Source organism: Shewanella mangrovisoli, from assembly GCF_019457635.1.
In the GTDB taxonomy this organism is placed as follows: domain Bacteria; phylum Pseudomonadota; class Gammaproteobacteria; order Enterobacterales; family Shewanellaceae; genus Shewanella; species Shewanella mangrovisoli.
The window spans coordinates 3,158,711-3,176,860 of the sequence record NZ_CP080412.1 but is presented as its reverse complement, the minus strand read 5'-3'; the positions used below and the strand labels follow the sequence as shown (position 1 = coordinate 3,176,860).

General features: G+C 49.3%; 17 protein-coding genes. 14 read left to right on the top strand and 3 right to left on the bottom strand.

All coding sequences use genetic code 11. From position 1 onward, the window contains the following. Positions 1 to 39 precede the first annotated feature (39 nt). Complete coding sequence (galE, locus tag K0H60_RS14020) at positions 40 to 1,053, bottom strand: UDP-glucose 4-epimerase GalE (RefSeq protein ID WP_220053470.1); 1,014 nt, start codon at positions 1,051 to 1,053, stop codon at positions 40 to 42. After that, entirely contained in the window at positions 1,053 to 1,961 is a 909-nt protein-coding gene (galU, locus tag K0H60_RS14015) for a UTP--glucose-1-phosphate uridylyltransferase GalU (protein WP_011717661.1), read from the bottom strand. The genes galE and galU overlap by 1 nt, the downstream gene beginning before the upstream one ends. 323 nt (positions 1,962 to 2,284) lie before the next feature. On the opposite strand from galU, the gene phhA reads away from it, so the two are divergent. From phhA to ompW, 7 genes are all read left to right on the top strand, one after another. Continuing rightward, positions 2,285 to 3,100, top strand: coding sequence for a phenylalanine 4-monooxygenase (phhA, locus tag K0H60_RS14010; RefSeq protein ID WP_220053469.1), 816 nt, complete (start codon positions 2,285 to 2,287; stop codon positions 3,098 to 3,100). Between the two features lie 82 nt (positions 3,101 to 3,182). Continuing rightward, positions 3,183 to 3,521, top strand: a complete 339-nt coding sequence (locus K0H60_RS14005) for a 4a-hydroxytetrahydrobiopterin dehydratase (RefSeq protein WP_220056108.1) — start codon at positions 3,183 to 3,185, stop codon at positions 3,519 to 3,521. 274 nt (positions 3,522 to 3,795) lie between these two features. After that, a complete protein-coding gene (tyrR, locus tag K0H60_RS14000; protein WP_011717658.1) occupies positions 3,796 to 5,334 on the top strand; it encodes a transcriptional regulator TyrR in 1,539 nt (512 codons plus the stop codon). 337 nt (positions 5,335 to 5,671) lie between these two features. Next, complete coding sequence (locus K0H60_RS13995) at positions 5,672 to 6,658, top strand: fumarylacetoacetate hydrolase family protein (protein ID WP_220056107.1); 987 nt, start codon at positions 5,672 to 5,674, stop codon at positions 6,656 to 6,658. Between the two features lie 83 nt (positions 6,659 to 6,741). After that, the gene (maiA, locus tag K0H60_RS13990) at positions 6,742 to 7,392 is read left to right on the top strand and encodes a maleylacetoacetate isomerase (protein WP_220056106.1); all 651 of its coding nucleotides are present in this window, start codon (positions 6,742 to 6,744) and stop codon (positions 7,390 to 7,392) included. 98 nt (positions 7,393 to 7,490) lie between these two features. Beyond that, positions 7,491 to 8,087: a nucleotidyltransferase family protein gene (locus tag K0H60_RS13985; protein WP_220056105.1), complete on the top strand. Its 597-nt coding sequence runs from the start codon at positions 7,491 to 7,493 to the stop codon at positions 8,085 to 8,087. A gap of 465 nt (positions 8,088 to 8,552) precedes the next feature. Beyond that, positions 8,553 to 9,215, top strand: coding sequence for an outer membrane protein OmpW (gene ompW / locus K0H60_RS13980; protein ID WP_176399862.1), 663 nt, complete (start codon positions 8,553 to 8,555; stop codon positions 9,213 to 9,215). A gap of 85 nt (positions 9,216 to 9,300) precedes the next feature. On the opposite strand, the gene K0H60_RS13975 is transcribed toward ompW, so the two are convergent. Then, complete coding sequence (locus K0H60_RS13975; RefSeq protein WP_039978355.1) at positions 9,301 to 10,044, bottom strand: SDR family NAD(P)-dependent oxidoreductase; 744 nt, start codon at positions 10,042 to 10,044, stop codon at positions 9,301 to 9,303. Positions 10,045 to 10,161: 117 nt separating this feature from the next. On the opposite strand from K0H60_RS13975, the gene K0H60_RS13970 reads away from it, so the two are divergent. The 7 genes from K0H60_RS13970 (at position 10,162) to K0H60_RS13940 (ending at position 18,134) form a co-directional block, all read left to right on the top strand. Beyond that, positions 10,162 to 10,596, top strand: coding sequence for a YbaY family lipoprotein (locus K0H60_RS13970; protein WP_220056104.1), 435 nt, complete (start codon positions 10,162 to 10,164; stop codon positions 10,594 to 10,596). 69 nt (positions 10,597 to 10,665) lie between these two features. Next, a complete protein-coding gene (metA, locus tag K0H60_RS13965; protein ID WP_220056103.1) occupies positions 10,666 to 11,607 on the top strand; it encodes a homoserine O-acetyltransferase MetA in 942 nt (313 codons plus the stop codon). Between the two features lie 392 nt (positions 11,608 to 11,999). Further along, on the top strand, positions 12,000 to 13,190 hold the full coding sequence (locus K0H60_RS13960) for a thiolase family protein (protein WP_086902401.1): 1,191 nt from the start codon (positions 12,000 to 12,002) through the stop codon (positions 13,188 to 13,190). Positions 13,191 to 13,325: 135 nt separating this feature from the next. Further along, on the top strand, positions 13,326 to 14,825 hold the full coding sequence (locus tag K0H60_RS13955) for a CoA-acylating methylmalonate-semialdehyde dehydrogenase (protein ID WP_220056102.1): 1,500 nt from the start codon (positions 13,326 to 13,328) through the stop codon (positions 14,823 to 14,825). A 162-nt stretch (positions 14,826 to 14,987) separates the two neighbouring features. After that, positions 14,988 to 16,145, top strand: a complete 1,158-nt coding sequence (locus K0H60_RS13950) for an acyl-CoA dehydrogenase family protein (RefSeq protein WP_086902403.1) — start codon at positions 14,988 to 14,990, stop codon at positions 16,143 to 16,145. Between the two features lie 64 nt (positions 16,146 to 16,209). Beyond that, positions 16,210 to 16,983, top strand: coding sequence for an enoyl-CoA hydratase (locus K0H60_RS13945; protein ID WP_220056101.1), 774 nt, complete (start codon positions 16,210 to 16,212; stop codon positions 16,981 to 16,983). Beyond that, positions 16,983 to 18,134, top strand: a complete 1,152-nt coding sequence (locus tag K0H60_RS13940; protein WP_220053462.1) for an enoyl-CoA hydratase/isomerase family protein — start codon at positions 16,983 to 16,985, stop codon at positions 18,132 to 18,134. The genes K0H60_RS13945 and K0H60_RS13940 overlap by 1 nt, the downstream gene beginning before the upstream one ends. Positions 18,135 to 18,150 lie beyond the last annotated feature (16 nt).

Sequence of the window (18,150 nt, the reverse complement as noted above, 5' to 3'; positions counted from 1 at the left end):
TAAAAATGGCTTGGGAGTTACCGCAAGCCATTTAGACGCTTAGCCTTTATAACCATTTGGATTGGTTGATTGCCAATGCCAACTGCTGTTCGCCATATCTTCTAGGCTGTGAGTCGCCTGCCAGCCCAGATCGGTTTTAGCATGATCTGGGTTTGCATAACAGGCGGCAATGTCACCGGGACGGCGCGGCGCAATTTGATAGGCTATCGACTTACCGCAGGCCTTTTCGAAGGCCTTGACCATATCGAGCACACTGTAGCCTTGGCCTGTGCCTAGGTTATAGGTGACAAGTCCTGGTTTGGTGGCCAGCTTTTCAAGGGCTTTTAGGTGTCCAAGGGCTAAATCCACCACGTGGATATAGTCGCGAACGCCAGTACCATCGTGGGTTGGATAATCATTGCCAAACACACTTAACGCTTCGCGTTTACCGACTGCTACCTGCGCGATAAATGGCATCAAGTTATTTGGAATATCGTTAGGATCTTCGCCAATCAAGCCGCTGGCATGGGCGCCAACAGGGTTGAAGTAACGTAAACGGGCGATATTCCAACTCGGATCGCTATGGTGTAAATCCGCCAGTATATGCTCCACCATCAACTTAGATTGACCGTAGGGGTTAGTGGCGCCCGTGGGAAAATCTTCGGTAATCGGTAGGCTGGCAGGGTCGCCATACACAGTAGCAGAAGAACTAAAGACGAGGTTTTTCACCTTAAACTCTGCCATCACTTGGCAAAGAATTAAGGTGCCAGTCACGTTATTCTCATAGTATTTCAGCGGTTTAGCGACTGACTCACCAACGGCTTTTAATCCTGCAAAATGGATAACAGCATCGATGTTATGGTCGCTAAAGACTTTCTGCAGTAAGGCCTTGTTGAGAATATCGCCTTGGTAAAAGGTGACCGATTTACTGGTAATGCGCTCGACACGGTTAAGGGCTTCGATGCTTGAATTAGACAGGTTGTCTAAAACAATCACTTCGCTCCCCGCATTGAGTAATTCCACTACGGTATGAGTGCCTATATAACCGGCGCCTCCGGTCACTAAAATCGTCATTATTTAATTCCTTTTACTACTGTTTTTAAATATTGTGCAAAATCTTCACCGATTTCGCTGTGGCGCAGGGCGTATTCCACGTTAGCGCGCATATAGCCTTGCTTGTTACCGCAGTCATGACTCTTACCTTGCATGTAGTAAGCGTTTACGGTTTCTTGTTTCATCAACATCGCAATGGCGTCAGTTAACTGGATTTCATCCCCCGCGCCTGCTGGGGTTTTAGCCAGCAGTGGCCAAATCGCCGCGGGCAACACGTAACGACCCACCACGGCTAAGTTAGACGGTGCTTCGTCAACCGGTGGCTTTTCAACGAGTTCGACCAATGGCTCTGACTCACCAGGTTGTAGATCGTGGCCATTCACATCCGCAATACCATATTGGTTCACTAAATGATGTGGCACGCCTTCAACCATGATTTGGCCCACTTGGGTTTCATCAAACAGGCTCACCATGGCGGCCAAGTTGTCTGTTTTCAGGTTGCAGCTGGCATCATCGATAATCACATCTGGCAATAACACGGCGAAAGGCGCATCACCAACGACGGATTTCGCACATAAAATCGCATGACCTAAGCCTTTGGCTTGGGATTGACGCACGCTGATCACTGTCACGTCTTTCGGGCAAATGGATTGTACCGCTTCGAGTAATTGACGCTTCACGCGGCGCTCTAATTGCGCTTCTAATTCAAAACTGGTGTCGAAATGGTTTTCGATAGAGTTTTTACTGGCGTGGGTCACGAGGACGATTTCTTTGATCCCCGCATCAATGGCTTCACTAACCACGTATTGGATCAATGGTTTATCAACAACGGGCAGCATTTCCTTTGGAATTGCTTTGGTCGCAGGAAGCATACGAGTGCCAAGTCCAGCGACGGGAATAACGGCTTTACGAATTTGATGTTGTTTCATTGCGAACCTTCAGATTAAGGAGAGGCGGTTATTGGGCAATATTGTAAATGACCCACGCAGAAAAGCCATTTGCAAACATCGAAATTTGTCGGTTTTTCTGCATATTATCAGTCTATCGTCGTCATTTTTGAGCGGCAGTGTCAAGGTTTGCTAGCAGTCAGGCTCAGATCCGATTTGGATTCACCAAGAGTTTTAAATGCTTTGTAATATTTGCTTTACGTTTGCGTCACATTATCGCGTAAACAATAAAGTATGAGGGAGTTAACAAAAATCGAGGCTTAGATCACTATGGAGGCATTAGCGTCAGCCATGAAGTGAATTTTATGACTAAAGAGATAGCGCACACCGCGCCCTATGTTGCGCGAAGTGCAGATGATTCAGGGTATATCCATTACCCGCAGGAAGAACATGATATTTGGAGCCAATTATATGCTCGCCAAGCGGTGAACCTACCGGGGCGTGCCTGTAAGGAATATCTCCAAGGGCTCGATGCCTTGGCGATGCCGAAGGACCGCATTCCACAATTGGCGGAGATAGACAAAGTATTGCAAGCCACCACGGGATGGAAAACCGCGGCCGTGCCGGCCTTGATTTCCTTTGGCCGCTTCTTTGAGTTATTAGCCAACAAGGAATTTCCGGTTGCGACCTTTATCCGTCGCAAGGAAGAATTTGATTACCTGCAAGAGCCGGATATTTTCCATGAGATCTTTGGCCATTGCCCCTTGCTGACCAATCCTTCTTTCGCCCATTTTTCCCATATCTATGGTCAATTGGGCTTAAATGCCAGCAAGGAAGACCGTGTCTTTTTAGCGCGCCTGTATTGGTTTACCGTCGAATTTGGCTTACTCAAACCTCAAGATGGCGAATTGTGTATCTACGGCGGCGGTATTTTAAGTTCTCCCGGCGAAACCTTGTATGCCATGGAAAGCCAAGTGCCGGAGCGTAAGCCCTTCGATCTCTTAGATGTGCTGCGTACGCCTTATCGTATCGATATTATGCAGCCGATTTATTATGTGATTGAACATATTGATATGCTAGATGAAATCGCCAAGATGGACATCATGGCCTATGTGGCTAAGGCGCGTCAGTTAGGCTTGTTTGCCCCTAAGTATCCGCCCAAGACCAAGAAAGCCAGCTAATGGCTGACCGTTAAAAAACGAATTGAATAAAGCGTAATAAGGGCAACGGATCGATCCCCTAATGTTGCCAAGAGGAGTATGTATGACAGCGTTAACCCAAATGAAATGTGAAGCTTGCCAAGCCGATGCGCCGAAAGTGACCGATGCAGAATTGGCCGAACTTATCCGCATGATCCCCGACTGGGGCGTGCAAGTGCGTGATGGCATCATGCAATTGGAACGGATTTACAAGTTTAAAAACTTTAAGTTAGCGATGGCGTTTACCAATAAGCTAGCGGATCTGGCCGAAGAGGAATTCCACCACCCAGGCATTTTAACCGAGTGGGGCAAAGTGACTGTGACTTGGTGGTCACACTCAATCAAGGGTCTGCATAAGAATGACTTCATCATGGCAGCCAAGACCGACCAGTTGTTAGATTAAAAAATTCAATTTTAAAATCAGCGCTTTAATTGTATCTAAGCGCTGATTTTTTCTTCCTGTTACAAATACGCTGTAAACTAGACTTGCCACTTTGAGCGTAACCTTCTAACGTATACACGCCCAGCTATTAATCCTGCCTTTTACGTTTGCGTAAACTATGAAGGCTTCATCAAACGAATGTCTTACGAGGCCAAGCTTGAGGTCTCGAACTCGAGATAATAGCTCTGCACGGTTTATCCCCAAATTCGAATCAAAATAGGGAATATCAGTCATTATGCGCTTGGAAGTTAGCTGTCAAGATCGCGTGGGTTTAGCGAAAGACATCTTAGTCGTGTTAGAACGTTATGGCATTAATCTCATCGCCATCGATGCCAGTAACCAGGGCTTTCTCTACCTGCAATTTGCCGAGGTCAGTTTTGATACCTTAAGTGCCTTGATGCCGCAGATCCGCAAAGTGGAGAGTGTTCACGATGTGCGAACAGTGTCGTTTATGCCTTCGGAGCAGGAACACTACGCCTTAAAAACCCTACTCAAAACCCTCCCTGACTCAGTGTTCTCCATCGACGTGAAGGCGCGCATTCGTATCGTCAACGAGTCGGCGCTACTCAATATGGGCATGGGGGAGCACGAAGTGCTCGATGAGTCCTTAAACCATTGGGTGCAAGGGTTTAACTTCAGTCGCTGGCTCAGTGAGAGCCAAGTCTTGCCACAGGCGGCGCGGGTCAATATCGGCCAAAACGAATATCTGGCCGAAATGTTACCGATTTACTTACCCGATGAGGATGATAAGACCATCCTCGTGGGCGCAGTCGTATCGCTTAAATCGCCGGCGCGGGTCGGTAAACAATTCAATGCACTGCAAAATCAAACCGCGGGCTTTGAAAATGTGTTAGCCAGCAGCGACAAGATGAAAGAAGTGCTGAAACAAGCTCGCCGGATGGCGCAGCTCGATGCGCCGCTATTAATCACCGGCGAGACTGGTACGGGCAAAGAGCTTATGGCCAGAGCCAGCCATGATGCCAGCATGCGCCGCGAGAAACCCTTTATCGCCATTAACTGTGCGGCACTGCCCGATAGCGCCGCCGAAGAGGAACTCTTTGGCTACGTCAGCCAAGGCAAAGTGATTAAGCGCGGATTTTTTGAAGAAGCGAAGGGCGGCACAGTGTTTCTCGATGAAGTGGCCGAAATGTCTAAGGCGGCACAGGTTAAACTGCTGAGGTTATTACAGGATGGCACCTTTAGACGCATTGGTGGCGACGAAGAAGTTCGCGCCGATGTGCGGATCATCTGCTCGACCCAGAAAAACTTAGCCGAGCTTTGCCAAACCGGTGAGTTTAGGGAAGATTTGTACTATCGCATCCATGTGCTTAGCTATCACATTCCGTCACTGCGCGAGCGCAAGGTCGATATCATTCCGCTGACGGAGATGTTTCTCGAGCATTACAGTCAGCAACTCTCGAGCCCAGTGAGACGGATTTCGGCCCAATGTCGCGATCATCTCTTAACCTACGCTTGGCCGGGTAACGTGCGCCAGCTTAAGAATGCGGTCTTTAGGGCTGTATCTATGTGGGATGGTTCGGGCGAGTTGACCGTTGAGCAACTTAAGCTACCATCCTACGCCGAAGGTTTTGGCTATTTCGATAATGCCTTCGAAGGCAATCTCGATGATGCGATGAAGCAGTTTGAGGCCAGCTTGCTGCGCCGCTTATATCCGGCTTACCCCAGTACTCGCCAATTGGCGAAAAAATTAGGGGTGTCCCACACGGCCATCGCCAACAAACTCAGGGAATACAAGATAGCCAAGCCAAAGTAATCTTGCTTTAAGCTTAGGATGTAACAGTATCGTTCCACTTTGTTGGCGACTTTTTCACCATATCGTTCTGCGAAATAGTGACAAGCGGCAGCAGGGTATGAAACGTAATGATTAGTTTACAAAATGTGAAATAATAGGGTGAAATGTGATTTTGCTCACGCTATAGGAATCCGCCGTCGCTTCGGGTATTTCTACGCGCAGCAAACCCTATACGGCGAGTCTAAAAAGGCTAGATTGCCCGCACTCGTTGTCACCCATTCCCGTTAGCTGAGCGAATCGGCTAACCATAAATAGATAAAAGCGCAGTACGCCGAGCCGTAGAAGCACAGGAGCAGATATGAAACTTGCCAGTTATAACAATGGTCGCCGTGATGGCCAGCTGATGTTAGTGAGCCGCGATCTTACTCAAACGGTTGCCGTACCCGCGATTGCCCACACGATGCAACAATTACTCGATGGTTGGGATCTGCTCAAGCCACAATTGCAAGAATTGTATGATGCGCTTAACGAAGGCAAATTACCGAACGCGCAAGCCTTCGATGAAGCCAAATGTTTATCACCTTTGCCACGTGCCTATCAGTGGGCCGATGGTAGCGCCTATGTTAACCATGTGGAATTAGTGCGTAAGGCGCGCGGCGCTGAAATGCCTGAAACCTTCTGGACCGATCCGCTGTTTTACCAAGGCGGTTCTGACAGCTTTATCGCGCCAAAGGCGGATATCCCTCTAGCGAGCGAAGATTGGGGTATCGATTTCGAATCGGAAATCGCCGTGATCACCGATGATGTGCCTATGGGCGTCAGTGTTGAAAATGCTACATCTCATATTAAGCTGTTGATGTTAGTGAACGATGTGTCACTGCGTAACCTTATCCCCGCAGAGCTGGCCAAAGGCTTTGGTTTCTTCCAATCCAAACCTTCGAGCAGCTTCTCACCAGTAGCTATCACGCCAGATGAATTAGGCCACCGCTGGGAAGATTCAAAGGTGCACTTGCCGCTTATCACCCATCTAAATGGCGAACTATTCGGTCGCCCGAATGCCGGTGTAGATATGACCTTTAACTTCAGTCAGTTAGTTTCTCATGTTGCTAAAACCCGTCCATTAGGCGCGGGCGCGATTATTGGCTCGGGCACGATTTCTAACTATGACCGCAGTGCAGGTTCGAGCTGCTTAGCTGAAAAACGTATGCTCGAAGTGATCGCCGACGGTAAAGCATCGACTCCCTTTATGCGTTTTGGCGACACAGTGCGCATCGAAATGCTCGATGATAATGGCACTTCTATTTTTGGCGCTATCGATCAAAAAGTGGTTGAGTACAAGGCGTAAGGCTTTTGTGCGAACACAGTGACAGATAATATGGACGGGGCTTTTAGCCCCGTTTTTTCAGGAAGACATAAGGACAGAGTGAGATGAAACTATACGGTTATTGGCGCTCTAGCGCCGCCTATCGTGTGCGTATTGCCCTCAATCTTAAAGGCGTGAGCGCCGAACAGCTGTCGGTGCATTTAGTGCGTGATGGTGGCGAGCAGCACAAGGCGGATTATATCGCCCTAAATCCGCAGGAGCTGGTGCCAACATTGGTTTTAGGTGATGAAGAGGAGGGGGATGCCTTATCCCAATCCTTAGCCATTATCGAGTATCTGGATGAGCTTTATCCAAAGACGCCGCTACTGCCCGCATCGGCGCTTGAACGCGCCCATGTGCGTGCCATGGCGTTAACCATCGCCTGTGAAATTCATCCTCTCAATAACCTGCGGGTATTGCAGTACTTAACTCAAAAGCTGAACGTTGACGAAGAAGCTAAAACCGCTTGGTATCACCATTGGGTGGCGAGCGGGTTTGCGGCGCTCGAAACTCAACTTGCGCGCCATAGTGGCCGTTATTGCTTTGGCGACAATGTGACGCTGGCGGATTTGTGTCTAGTGCCGCAGGTGTACAACGCCCAGCGTTTTAATGTGGATTTAACGCCGTACCCCAATATTATGCGGGTATGGGCTGAGTGTAATCAGTTGCCGGCCTTTGCGGATGCGACGCCAGAGCGCCAAGCGGACGCGGTGTAACCCATGATTCACTGTAACTAAGTGCTCTGAAACCGATTACAAAGTGGTGTGAGTCGATATCATTTTTTATGTGTTTGATATTACAGTAGACTTTAGGCATGACTGAAACGGAATTAGCTGCACTATTACGCACCTGGTTAAGCCAAGAGCGGGGGCGGATGAGGGCGCTTGAATTGGCGCAGCAATGCGCCCAAGTGCATACCTTGCCGCAGTGGTGCTTGGCGGCGGGATTTGTCCGCAATCTGGTGTGGGACAAATTACACGATAGTGAGCAGCGTCCGTTAAACGATATCGATCTGATTTACTATTGCCCCTTGGATACTCGTCCTGAGCGGGATAGGGCGATAGAAGCATACCTACATACACTGGCGCCAGACTTACCTTGGTCGGTAAAAAACCAAGCGCGTATGCACCTTAATAATCAGGATAATCCCTATCAATCGACACAGGATGCGATGTGTTATTGGCCTGAGCTGGAAACGGCTGTCGCTGTATATCTTGAACATATGCCTAACACAGAATCTTCCGTCGTCGATAATTTACAACTCATCGCTCCCTTCGGTTTAAGCTCATTATTTGCCTTGCAGTTAACCCATAATCCCAAGCGTGCGTTGGCGGTATTTGAGCAGCGAATTGCCACAAAGAATTGGCTTAAACAATATCCGCGATTGACTTTGGCTAATGACCTTGGCTAATTAACTCACTTCATCAATATGAGTTCTGAGGTTTATTTTTTGCTCCGTTGATAAGTAATGGGCTCTAATTAACGCCGCCTCCATCGTTTCCTCATTATTTTCTTTACCGACTGTATTTCATTCTTCAGCTTTTTTTGCTGTCAAACGACACCAATTCCAGCGTGTTTGATTTCAATTTATGTAACTGAAATGTAAATGGTGAATCTGGCTATTTATTCCTTATTACTCCTTGCGGAGGTTATTAGTGATGGCTAATTAATGCGACGAGTCACAAAAAATAAACTGGTATTGTCAATAAATGTTTAGATAGCGTGACTCAGATCCCATGGCTTATACCTCAAAATAAGTATCACCACTTGATCTTGATTTGGATCAATAAGGTAAATGAATTTATCTGGCAGTGTAGGCGTCAATTGTTAAGGATGTAATGTAAAACAAAAACCTATGTTGTACATATGGAGTATGATGATGAATAAAACTACTGTTTCTACACTGATCGCCGCCACCCTGTTAGCCGCTGGTTTCTCTGCTTCTGTTGCTGCCCATCAAGCGGGCGATATTATTGTTCGTGCTGGTGCTGTCGTTGTCGCACCAAATGAATCAAGTGATGATGTTGTAATTCCTGGTGTAGGTAATTTAGGTGAGTTTAAAGTCAGTAACGATACTCAACTTGGCTTGAACTTCGGTTATATGCTGACTGATAACATTGGTATTGAGTTATTAGCTGCAACGCCATTTAGCCATGATGTGTCTCTAGCTGGTGTTGGTAAAATTGCAGAAACTAAGCATTTACCACCAACTTTAGTTGCTCAATATTATTTCGGTGATGCTCAGTCTAAATTACGTCCCTATGTGGGCGTTGGTGTGAACTACACTAATTTCTTCGACAATGACTTCACCAATGACTTAGGTGGTTCATTAACCGATCTAAGTATGAGCACCTCTTGGGGTTTAGCGGCGCAAGTGGGTTTAGATTACCAATTTGATAAAAACTGGTTAGTAAACGCCTCTGTATGGTATGCGCAAATTGATAGCGATGTTAAATTTAAATACCAAGGCACTCCCGTTACAATCAGCACAGATATTAACCCATGGGTTTATATGGTCAGCGTTGGCTACACTTTCTAATCATCTGATTTTAAAGTAACAAAAAAGGAGCCTGTGGCTCCTTTTTTGTTTTTCGCCGTTTTATAAAGCTAAACACGGCATAACACTACTTTTTGGATTTTTTGGGCTTCCAATGGCGCGTGTTATAGATAAACTCCGGCAGCAACTTCGTTAGCCAAGCCACTAAGCGCCAACGCTTGGTCACATACACGCGGCGTTTACCCTGCTGCATGGCCTTAATGATCTGCGCCGCCACTTGCGGCAGCGGGGCAAGCCATAGCGTGCTTTGCTGCATGGCGGCTTTGTCCAGTAAACCGAGTTGGATATCGGTAATGGTAATGGGCAACTTAAGCCGCTGGGCATGCATGCTTAAGCCTTCTAAATAATTTTGCGCAAAGGCTTTAGAGGCATGATAAGCCACACTTGGGCCGCCGCGCAGACCAGCAATCGAGTTAATGGCGGCAAGCTGGCCATAACCCTGCTCGCGAAATAATCTAAACGCCGTATTGCAGATAGCAGCAAAGCCCCGCACATTGACATCGATAATATCCTGCTCAGGTAGCCATGGCAGTTCAGGATCGTAGCTATTGAGTCCGGTATTCACTAAGACTAAGTGGGCGCCACCTAAGTCGTGCCAGACGCTTTCGAGTTGCTTGATGATGGCGCTTGGCTGTTCAATTTGCAGTGAAAAGACCTGAACTTTCGTAGGCAGGGTCGAGGCAAATTCACGGAGAGATTCGACATCTTGGGCAAAAAGGGCTAATTCAACCTGCTGATCGGCCAATTGTTTGGCAAGTTCGCGGCTTAAATGTGAGCTAGCGCCCACAATTATCGCAGTTGCTTGGGTCATAAATTTTTCGGCAACGAAATGGTAGCTTATCATAGGAAGATATGCCCAGCATGACAAGATTTATAGCTTGGGCGTATAGACATCCAGAAGTCTTTATGTATGATTAGGAGAAATGAAATGAGACAAGGGTTAAGGATTAGCGGACTGACATCTGCATGGCAAAAATTAGCGGCTATGGTGTTACTCGCCGTCACCACGGTGATTTCAGCTTGTGCCACCCCTAATGCGATTGTTGAGATTAAAGGTGAGGCCATGTACCGCGAGCGTATCGCATTGCCCGCCGATGCCAAGTTGATAGTGCAGTTGCTTGATGTCTCTAAGATGGATGTGCCCGCCGTGGTCATGGCAGAGCGCGTTTCCCAAGGGGCGAAAACCCCAACGCCGTTTAGTTTTTCGATGGGGCGTGATCAGTTTGAAGCGGGGCATACCTATGCCATTGGGGCAAGGATAATGCTCGGTGATAAGTTATTGTTTATTAATACTCAAGCCTATCATGTCGACCTCAATTCGACAGAGCCTATGACGATACTGCTTGAGAAAGTCGGTCGCTAATTTGTTTGCTCTTTGATGAGTGGCATACGCGCGCCGGAACCTTTGATTGTTGAATAGAAGAGGCGCGGTATGCCAGTTAAAATTCCAGATCATCTGCCAGCAGCAGGGATTTTAGAATCTGAAAATATTTTCGTCATGTCCGAGACCCGGGCTGCCAATCAGGACATCAGACCGATGAAGGTGCTGATCCTGAATCTGATGCCCAATAAAATCGAGACAGAAACCCAGCTTCTACGCCTATTAGGTAACACGCCTTTGCAGGTGGATGTCGATTTACTACGTATTCACGATAAAGAGTCGAAGCATACCTCAATCGATCATATGAATACCTTCTACCGTGATTTTGAGGACGTGCGCTATAAAAACTACGACGGCCTGATCATCACGGGCGCGCCCCTTGGGCAAATCGATTTCGAAGAGGTCACTTACTGGGACCATATCCGCGAGATTATCGATTGGTCACAGCAGCATGTGACGTCAGTGTTATTCCTCTGCTGGGCGGCTCATGCGGGGCTTTACCATCTCTACGGCTTAAATCGGAAAATCCTGCAGCAAAAGCGTTCTGGGGTGTTTGTGCATCGCCGCACTTGCCAACATTTCCCATTGCTGCGCGGATTCGATGATGAGTTCTTTGCGCCGCATTCCCGCTTTGCCGAGATGGATATCGAGGAACTTAAACAGCATCCTGAGTTGCAGGTGCTGGCACAATCCGATGAGGCAGGGGCTTACTTAGTTCTCAGTCGTAACAATCGCAACCTGTTTGTGATGGGTCACCCAGAGTACCAAAAATCTACCTTAAACGATGAATATCATCGGGATTTAGCGCAGGGGTTAAATCCCAATGTGCCGCAAAACTATTATCGTAACGACGATCCTAAGGCCGATGCCATTGCCCGTTGGCACAGTCATGGTAGTTTATTAGTCAGCAACTGGCTTAACTATTACGTTTACCAATTAACACCCTATGACTTAAGCGATATGTCGGCCGTCACGCCGTGGGAATCGCAATAATTCCCTCTTAACATTCAGTGTAGTACTGTTTTAGCGTTTGTTTTGGCGTTTATTTTAATGCCCTCTTAAATCGAGTGGCTTTGGCTAACCAAGGTCACTCTGCTTATTTAAGCGATGCTCGCCATATTGCTTTGTAAGCCTCTTTTATCCCGTCTCTTTTTCCTCGGTTTAAATTGATTACGGGCTTAGCAACTTCCGCCTCACCGCGTTAACGCTGTATTCCACTCCCTTGACTGTAAATCCTGACTGACAATTTTTGTGGGTTTTTCTCGACACATTAGACCAAGGAATACTTGCTTTACGTTCGCGTAAACGTCAGAGTGGTTTCATTGTCACTATTTATCCGCCGCTGGCGAGTGTTACCGCCAAGGCACATTTAGCTTGGAGCCCCCATGAGTACTGAACAATTTAACCAAGAGATCGTTATTGTTGCCGCTAAACGCACCCCAATGGGTGGCTTTCAAGGCAGTTTGTCTGGCGTAACGTCTCCGAGCTTAGCGGCCACCGCCATCAAAGCCCTGTTAGCCGATACCCAAGTTGCGCCTGATAAGGTCGATGAAGTGTTAATGGGCTGCGTATTGCCAGCGGGTCTGGGGCAAGCGCCTGCGCGTCAGGCGACTTTAGGTGCAGGTTTACCCCTGTCTGTGGGTGCTACGACCGTAAACAAAGTCTGTGGCTCTGGGATGAAAACCGTGATGCTTGCCCACGATTTACTCAAAGCGGGCAGTGCTAAGTTGGTGGTTGCTGGCGGCATGGAAAGCATGAGCCAAGCCCCTTACTTGCTAGATAAAGCGCGCTCAGGCATGCGTATGGGCCATGGCAAGGTCTTAGATCATATGTTCCTCGACGGTTTAGAAGATGCCTACACCGGCGGAGCCATGGGCACATTCGCCCAGAAAACCGCCGATGAATACGGTTTAACCCGTGAGCAAATGGACGCCTTCGCCCTAAGCTCACTGGAAAAAGCCAACGCGGCCATTAATTCTGGCGCCTTCAAGGCGGAGATTGTGCCTGTCACGGTAAGCGATCGCCGTGGTGATGTGACTATCGACACCGATGAGCAACCAGGCAATGCCCGCCCTGAAAAAATCCCCGCACTGCGCCCCGCCTTTGCCAAAGACGGCACTATTACGGCGGCAAACTCAAGCTCGATTTCCGATGGTGCGGCGGCGCTGATGTTAACCACGCGCGCCAATGCCGAGCAGTTAGGCTTAACAGTGCTTGCTACCATCAAGGGCCACACAACCCATGCGCAGGAGCCATCACTCTTTACCACAGCGCCCGTTGGCGCTATGGCAAAACTGCTGAGCAATGTGGGCTGGTCTAAGGATGAGGTTGATCTGTTCGAAATCAACGAAGCCTTTGCCATGGTGACTATGCTGGCCGTTTCTGAATTAGGTTTAGATATGGCAAAAGTGAACGTGAACGGTGGCGCCTGCGCCTTAGGTCATCCTATCGGTTGCTCGGGCGCACGTTTGCTGGTGACCTTAATCCATGCACTTAAAGCCCGTGGGCTTAAGCGCGGCGTAGCCTCACTCTGTATCGGTGGCGGTGAAGCGACTGCTATGGCTATCGAAGTCTAATCAAAGGCTTAATCGCGAATAACGGCAAAACAATCAACAAGACCAAGACTGAGCTGGCAAGGGCAAACATCCCGCTGAGGATAAACATAATATCGCACCGTCAGCTCGACCCTAAACAAGGAAAAGGATTGCAACATGACCACACAAGTTAAGCATTACATCGATGGCGAATTCACCACAGGCACAGGAACATTACAAATCGTGGTGACCAATCCTGCCAATAACGAGCCAATCGCCCTTATCAACAGCGCTACGGCCGATGAAGTGCACGCAGCCATTGCCAGTGCCAAGGCGGCTTTTAAGACGTGGAAAGAAGTGCCCGTGTCTGAGCGTGCCCGTGTCATGTTGCGCTACCAACACTTACTTAAAGAACACCACGACGAACTGGCGACTATCCTTGCCAAAGAAACGGGCAAAACCTTTGAAGATGCTAAGGGCGATGTGTGGCGCGGAATTGAAGTGGCAGAACATGCCTGCAACATTGCCTCATTATTGATGGGCGAAACCGTTGAGAACGTCGCGCGTTCAATCGATACCTACAGCTACACTCAGCCTCTGGGGGTGTGTGCGGGCATCACGCCGTTTAACTTCCCGGCGATGATCCCATTGTGGATGTTCCCACTGGCGATTGCCTGCGGTAACACTTTCATCCTAAAGCCATCTGAGCAAGACCCAATGACGCCGCAGCGCTTAGTTGAGCTGTTTGTCGAAGCGGGCGCGCCAAAGGGCGTATTACAACTGGTGCATGGTGATAAAACCGCGGTCGATATCCTGCTGGCCGATCCTGCGGTGAAAGCCATTTCCTTCGTCGGCTCTGTGGCAGTCGGTCAATATATCTACAAAACCGGTACCGATAACTTAAAACGCGTGCAAGCCTTTGCTGGGGCGAAAAACCACTGCGTGATCATGCCTGATGCGAATAAGCAGCAAGTGATCAACAACCTAGTTGGCGCATCAGTTGGCGCAGCGGGGCAACGCTGTATGGCGATTTCGGTCGCGGTATTTGTTGGCGCGGCCAAAGAGTGGATCCCTGAGCTTAAAGAAGCCCTAGCTAAGGTTCGCCCAGGTTTATGGGACGATAAAGAAGCCGGTTACGGCCCGCTGATCAGCCCAGCCGCTAAAGCGCGCGTGCTTAAACTTATCGCCCAAGGTAAGGAAGAGGGCGCAGAGTGTTTACTCGATGGTAGCGATTTTAGCGTGGCAGGTTTCGAGTCGGGTAACTGGGTCGGGCCAACCATGTTCACTAAGGTCACGACCGATATGAGCATCTACAAAGAAGAAATCTTTGGCCCTGTGCTTTGCTGTATGGAGTCCGATTCATTAGAAGAGGCCATCGAACTGGTTAACGCCAGCCCATACGGTAACGGTACCTCTATCTTTACCGCAAGTGGCGCCGCCGCCCGTAAATATCAACACGAAATCGAAGTCGGCCAAGTCGGTATCAACGTGCCTATCCCTGTGCCATTACCATTCTTCTCATTCACGGGTTGGAAGGGCAGTTTCTACGGCGACCAACACGCTTACGGTAAGCAAGCGGTACGTTTCTACACTGAAACTAAGACCATTACCTCTCGCTGGTTCGAGTCGGACATTGCCGTGGCCGCAGGTCCAAATATGAGCATTAACTTGCGCTAAGCGGTTTAAAAACAGTTTCAACGCATTGTGAAACGGCAGGTGATTCAGTCTAAACGTGTCGCAGTTGGCGCCCATTGATGATAAGGCTGCCGATAAATTCACTGTGTATTACGCAAAAGATATTGACGAAAAGAAATGGCCAAAGAGTCATAGGAGAGCCAAATGGATTTTAATTTCAACGAAGACCAACGCCAATTTGCCGATCTGGCTCGCCAGTTCGCGGCGGATGAACTCGCCCCCTTTGCCGCCAAATGGGACGAAGAACATCATTTCCCTAAGGATGTGATCCAAAAAGCCGGTGAGCTGGGTTTCTGCTCCCTGTATTCCCCCGAATCGGAAGGTGGCATGGGCCTGTCGCGTTTAGATGCCTCGATTATTTTCGAAGAGCTATCGAAAGGCTGTACAGCCACAACGGCTATGCTGACCATTCACAATATGGCCACTTGGATGGTCACCACTTGGGGCACAGAGACGCTGCGTCAAGCTTGGTCAGAGCCCTTGACCACGGGTCAAATGCTGGCGTCTTACTGCTTAACTGAGCCCGGAGCGGGCTCGGATGCGGCATCACTGCAAACCAAAGCGGTGCGTGAGGGTGATGAATACGTAGTATCAGGCTCTAAGATGTTTATCTCGGGCGCCGGTTCAACTGAGCTTTTAGTCGTAATGTGCCGCACTGGCCAAGCTGGGCCAAAGGGGATTTCCGCGATTGCCATTCCTGCCGACAGTGAAGGCATTATCTATGGCAAGGCCGAAGATAAGATGGGCTGGAACGCGCAGCCGACGCGTTTAGTTACCTTCGATAACGTGCGCGTGCCCGTTGCGAACCTGCTCGGCGAAGAAGGCCAAGGCTTTACCTTTGCGATGAAAGGTTTAGACGGTGGTCGTATCAATATCGCCACTTGCTCTGTCGGTACGGCGCAGGCGGCTCTTGAGCGTGCGACTCAGTATATGAATGAGCGTCAGCAATTTGGTAAGCCGCTGGCAGCCTTCCAAGCGCTGCAATTTAAGCTCGCCGATATGGCGACCGAATTAGTGGCCGCGCGGCAAATGGTGCGTCTGGCCGCCTTTAAACTCGACAGTGGCGACCCAGAAGCGACCGCCTATTGCGCGATGGCTAAGCGTTTTGCCACCGATGTGGGCTTCCAAGTTTGTGATGCCGCGCTGCAAATTCATGGCGGATATGGTTATATCAGGGAGTACCCTTTAGAGCGTCACTTCCGTGATGTTCGCGTACATCAGATTTTAGAGGGCACTAACGAGATTATGCGCCTCATTATCGCCCGTCGTTTACTCGACGAAAATGCCGGACAAATCCTTTAAGCTGTCCTGATGGGACTGTAGGATTTGGCGATAACCGATTGGAAATATAAGGGAGCCGAAACAGATGGACTATTTAGTTGAGCGTATCGAAGGCCACACGGCCATTCTGACGATGAACAATCCGCCGGCCAACACTTGGACCGCCCAGAGTTTGCAGGCGCTCAAGGCCAAAGTGCTGGAGCTTAATGCCAACAAGGACATTTATGCGCTGGTATTAACTGGCGAGGGCAACAAGTTTTTCTCCGCGGGTGCCGATTTAAAACTGTTTAGCGACGGTGATAAGGGCAATGCGGCGAGCATGGCAAAACACTTTGGCGAAGCATTTGAAACCTTAAGCCAGTTCCGCGGCGTGTCGATTGCCGCCATTAACGGTTATGCCATGGGCGGTGGCTTAGAAGTCGCGCTGGCTTGCGATATTCGTATTGCCGAGACCCAAGCCGTGATGGCACTGCCTGAGGCCACCGTTGGCCTGCTGCCCTGTGCGGGCGGTACCCAAAACCTGACCGCTTTAGTGGGCGAAGGTTGGGCGAAGCGGATGATCCTCTGCGGTGAGCGTGTGAATGCCGCCCAAGCGCTGAATTTGCGTTTAGTCGAGGAAGTGGTCAGAACGGGTGAAGCCTTAAATGCGGCGATTGCACTGGCCGCTAAAGTGGCGAATCAGAGCCCAAGCAGCGTCACCGCCTGTAAGACACTCATCCAAGCAGGGCGTCAAATGCCGCGCAGCCAAGCCTTACCGATAGAGCGTGAACTGTTTGTCGGATTGTTCGATACTGAAGATCAGGCCGAAGGCGTGAACGCGTTTTTGGAAAAACGTAAAGCTGATTGGAAGAACCGCTAATGACACATTTAGTAGATAAGGCTGCACACACGTCCACCACACAAAATGTGGTTTTTCAAACCTTAGCCACCGCCTCGGGTAAATTAGTTGGGGTGGTGACGCTCAATGTTGAAAAAGCCCTCAACGCCTTGGATCTCGATATGGTTCGAGCCATGACGGTGCAGCTCAATTTGTGGAAAAAAGATCCGTTAATCGCCTGTGTGGTACTCGATGGTAGCGGAGAAAAGGCGTTTTGTGCGGGTGGCGATGTGCGGGCGTTATATCACGCGTCTGTTGCCGCTAAGGGACAAGTGACTGAGGTCGCTAAAGTCTTCTTCGAAGAAGAATATCGTCTCGATTATCTACTGCATACCTATGGCAAACCTGTGCTGGTATGGGGTGATGGCATAGTGATGGGCGGTGGTCTGGGTCTGATGGCGGGCGCGAGTCATAGAGTCGTGACTGAAACCTCCCGTATCGCCATGCCCGAAGTCACCATTGGGCTTTATCCCGATGTGGGCGGCAGCTATTTCCTCAACCGCATGCCGGGCAAAATGGGGCTGTTTTTAGGGCTAACGGCCTATCAAATGAACGCCGCCGATGCCTGTTACGTTGGCCTTGCCGATCATTATCTGAATCGTGACGACAAAGAGCTGATGTTCGATGCCATGGCGACCCTCGATTGGAGCGATACGCCAGCGCTGAACCATCAAAGACTCGACTCTATGATCAACGAACTGTCGAACCAAGTGGACATCCCTAAGGGCGATAGTTTACTGGCCGAGAGTCAAGAGATGATCGACCGACTGATGGCGGGCAGCTTGACGGATATCGTCAGCCGTATGTCAACCTTAAGCACCGAAGAAGCCTGGTTAAATAAAGCCTGTGCGACCATGCTCGCGGGCAGCCCTATCAGTTGGCATTTGGCCTATATCCAAACGCAACTCGGCACCAAACTCAGCCTAGCGCAATGTTTTAAATGGGAATTAACCGTCAGCGTTAACACCTGCGCTAAGGGCGATTTCTGTGAAGGCGTACGGGCACTGCTGATCGATAAAGACAGACAGCCCAAATGGCAATTTGCCGATGTGCAATCTGTGCCAAACAGCGTTATCGAGGACATTTTGACCTCACCTTGGGGAGAGGAACATCCCTTAAGCCAATTAAGCTAAGCCAATCGATGGCAGG

Coding starts and splice junctions, on each gene's coding strand:
- K0H60_RS13940 (WP_220053462.1), top strand. CDS start 16,983: ATGACACATTTAGTAGATAAGGCTGCACACACGTCCACCACACAAAAT.
- K0H60_RS13950 (WP_086902403.1), top strand. CDS start 14,988: ATGGATTTTAATTTCAACGAAGACCAACGCCAATTTGCCGATCTGGCT.
- tyrR (WP_011717658.1), top strand. CDS start 3,796: ATGCGCTTGGAAGTTAGCTGTCAAGATCGCGTGGGTTTAGCGAAAGAC.
- ompW (WP_176399862.1), top strand. CDS start 8,553: ATGATGAATAAAACTACTGTTTCTACACTGATCGCCGCCACCCTGTTA.
- galU (WP_011717661.1), bottom strand. CDS start 1,961: ATGAAACAACATCAAATTCGTAAAGCCGTTATTCCCGTCGCTGGACTT.
- K0H60_RS13975 (WP_039978355.1), bottom strand. CDS start 10,044: ATGACCCAAGCAACTGCGATAATTGTGGGCGCTAGCTCACATTTAAGC.
- K0H60_RS13970 (WP_220056104.1), top strand. CDS start 10,162: ATGAGACAAGGGTTAAGGATTAGCGGACTGACATCTGCATGGCAAAAA.
- K0H60_RS13985 (WP_220056105.1), top strand. CDS start 7,491: ATGACTGAAACGGAATTAGCTGCACTATTACGCACCTGGTTAAGCCAA.
- K0H60_RS14005 (WP_220056108.1), top strand. CDS start 3,183: ATGACAGCGTTAACCCAAATGAAATGTGAAGCTTGCCAAGCCGATGCG.
- galE (WP_220053470.1), bottom strand. CDS start 1,053: ATGACGATTTTAGTGACCGGAGGCGCCGGTTATATAGGCACTCATACC.
- maiA (WP_220056106.1), top strand. CDS start 6,742: ATGAAACTATACGGTTATTGGCGCTCTAGCGCCGCCTATCGTGTGCGT.
- metA (WP_220056103.1), top strand. CDS start 10,666: ATGCCAGTTAAAATTCCAGATCATCTGCCAGCAGCAGGGATTTTAGAA.
- K0H60_RS13960 (WP_086902401.1), top strand. CDS start 12,000: ATGAGTACTGAACAATTTAACCAAGAGATCGTTATTGTTGCCGCTAAA.
- K0H60_RS13995 (WP_220056107.1), top strand. CDS start 5,672: ATGAAACTTGCCAGTTATAACAATGGTCGCCGTGATGGCCAGCTGATG.
- phhA (WP_220053469.1), top strand. CDS start 2,285: ATGACTAAAGAGATAGCGCACACCGCGCCCTATGTTGCGCGAAGTGCA.
- K0H60_RS13955 (WP_220056102.1), top strand. CDS start 13,326: ATGACCACACAAGTTAAGCATTACATCGATGGCGAATTCACCACAGGC.
- K0H60_RS13945 (WP_220056101.1), top strand. CDS start 16,210: ATGGACTATTTAGTTGAGCGTATCGAAGGCCACACGGCCATTCTGACG.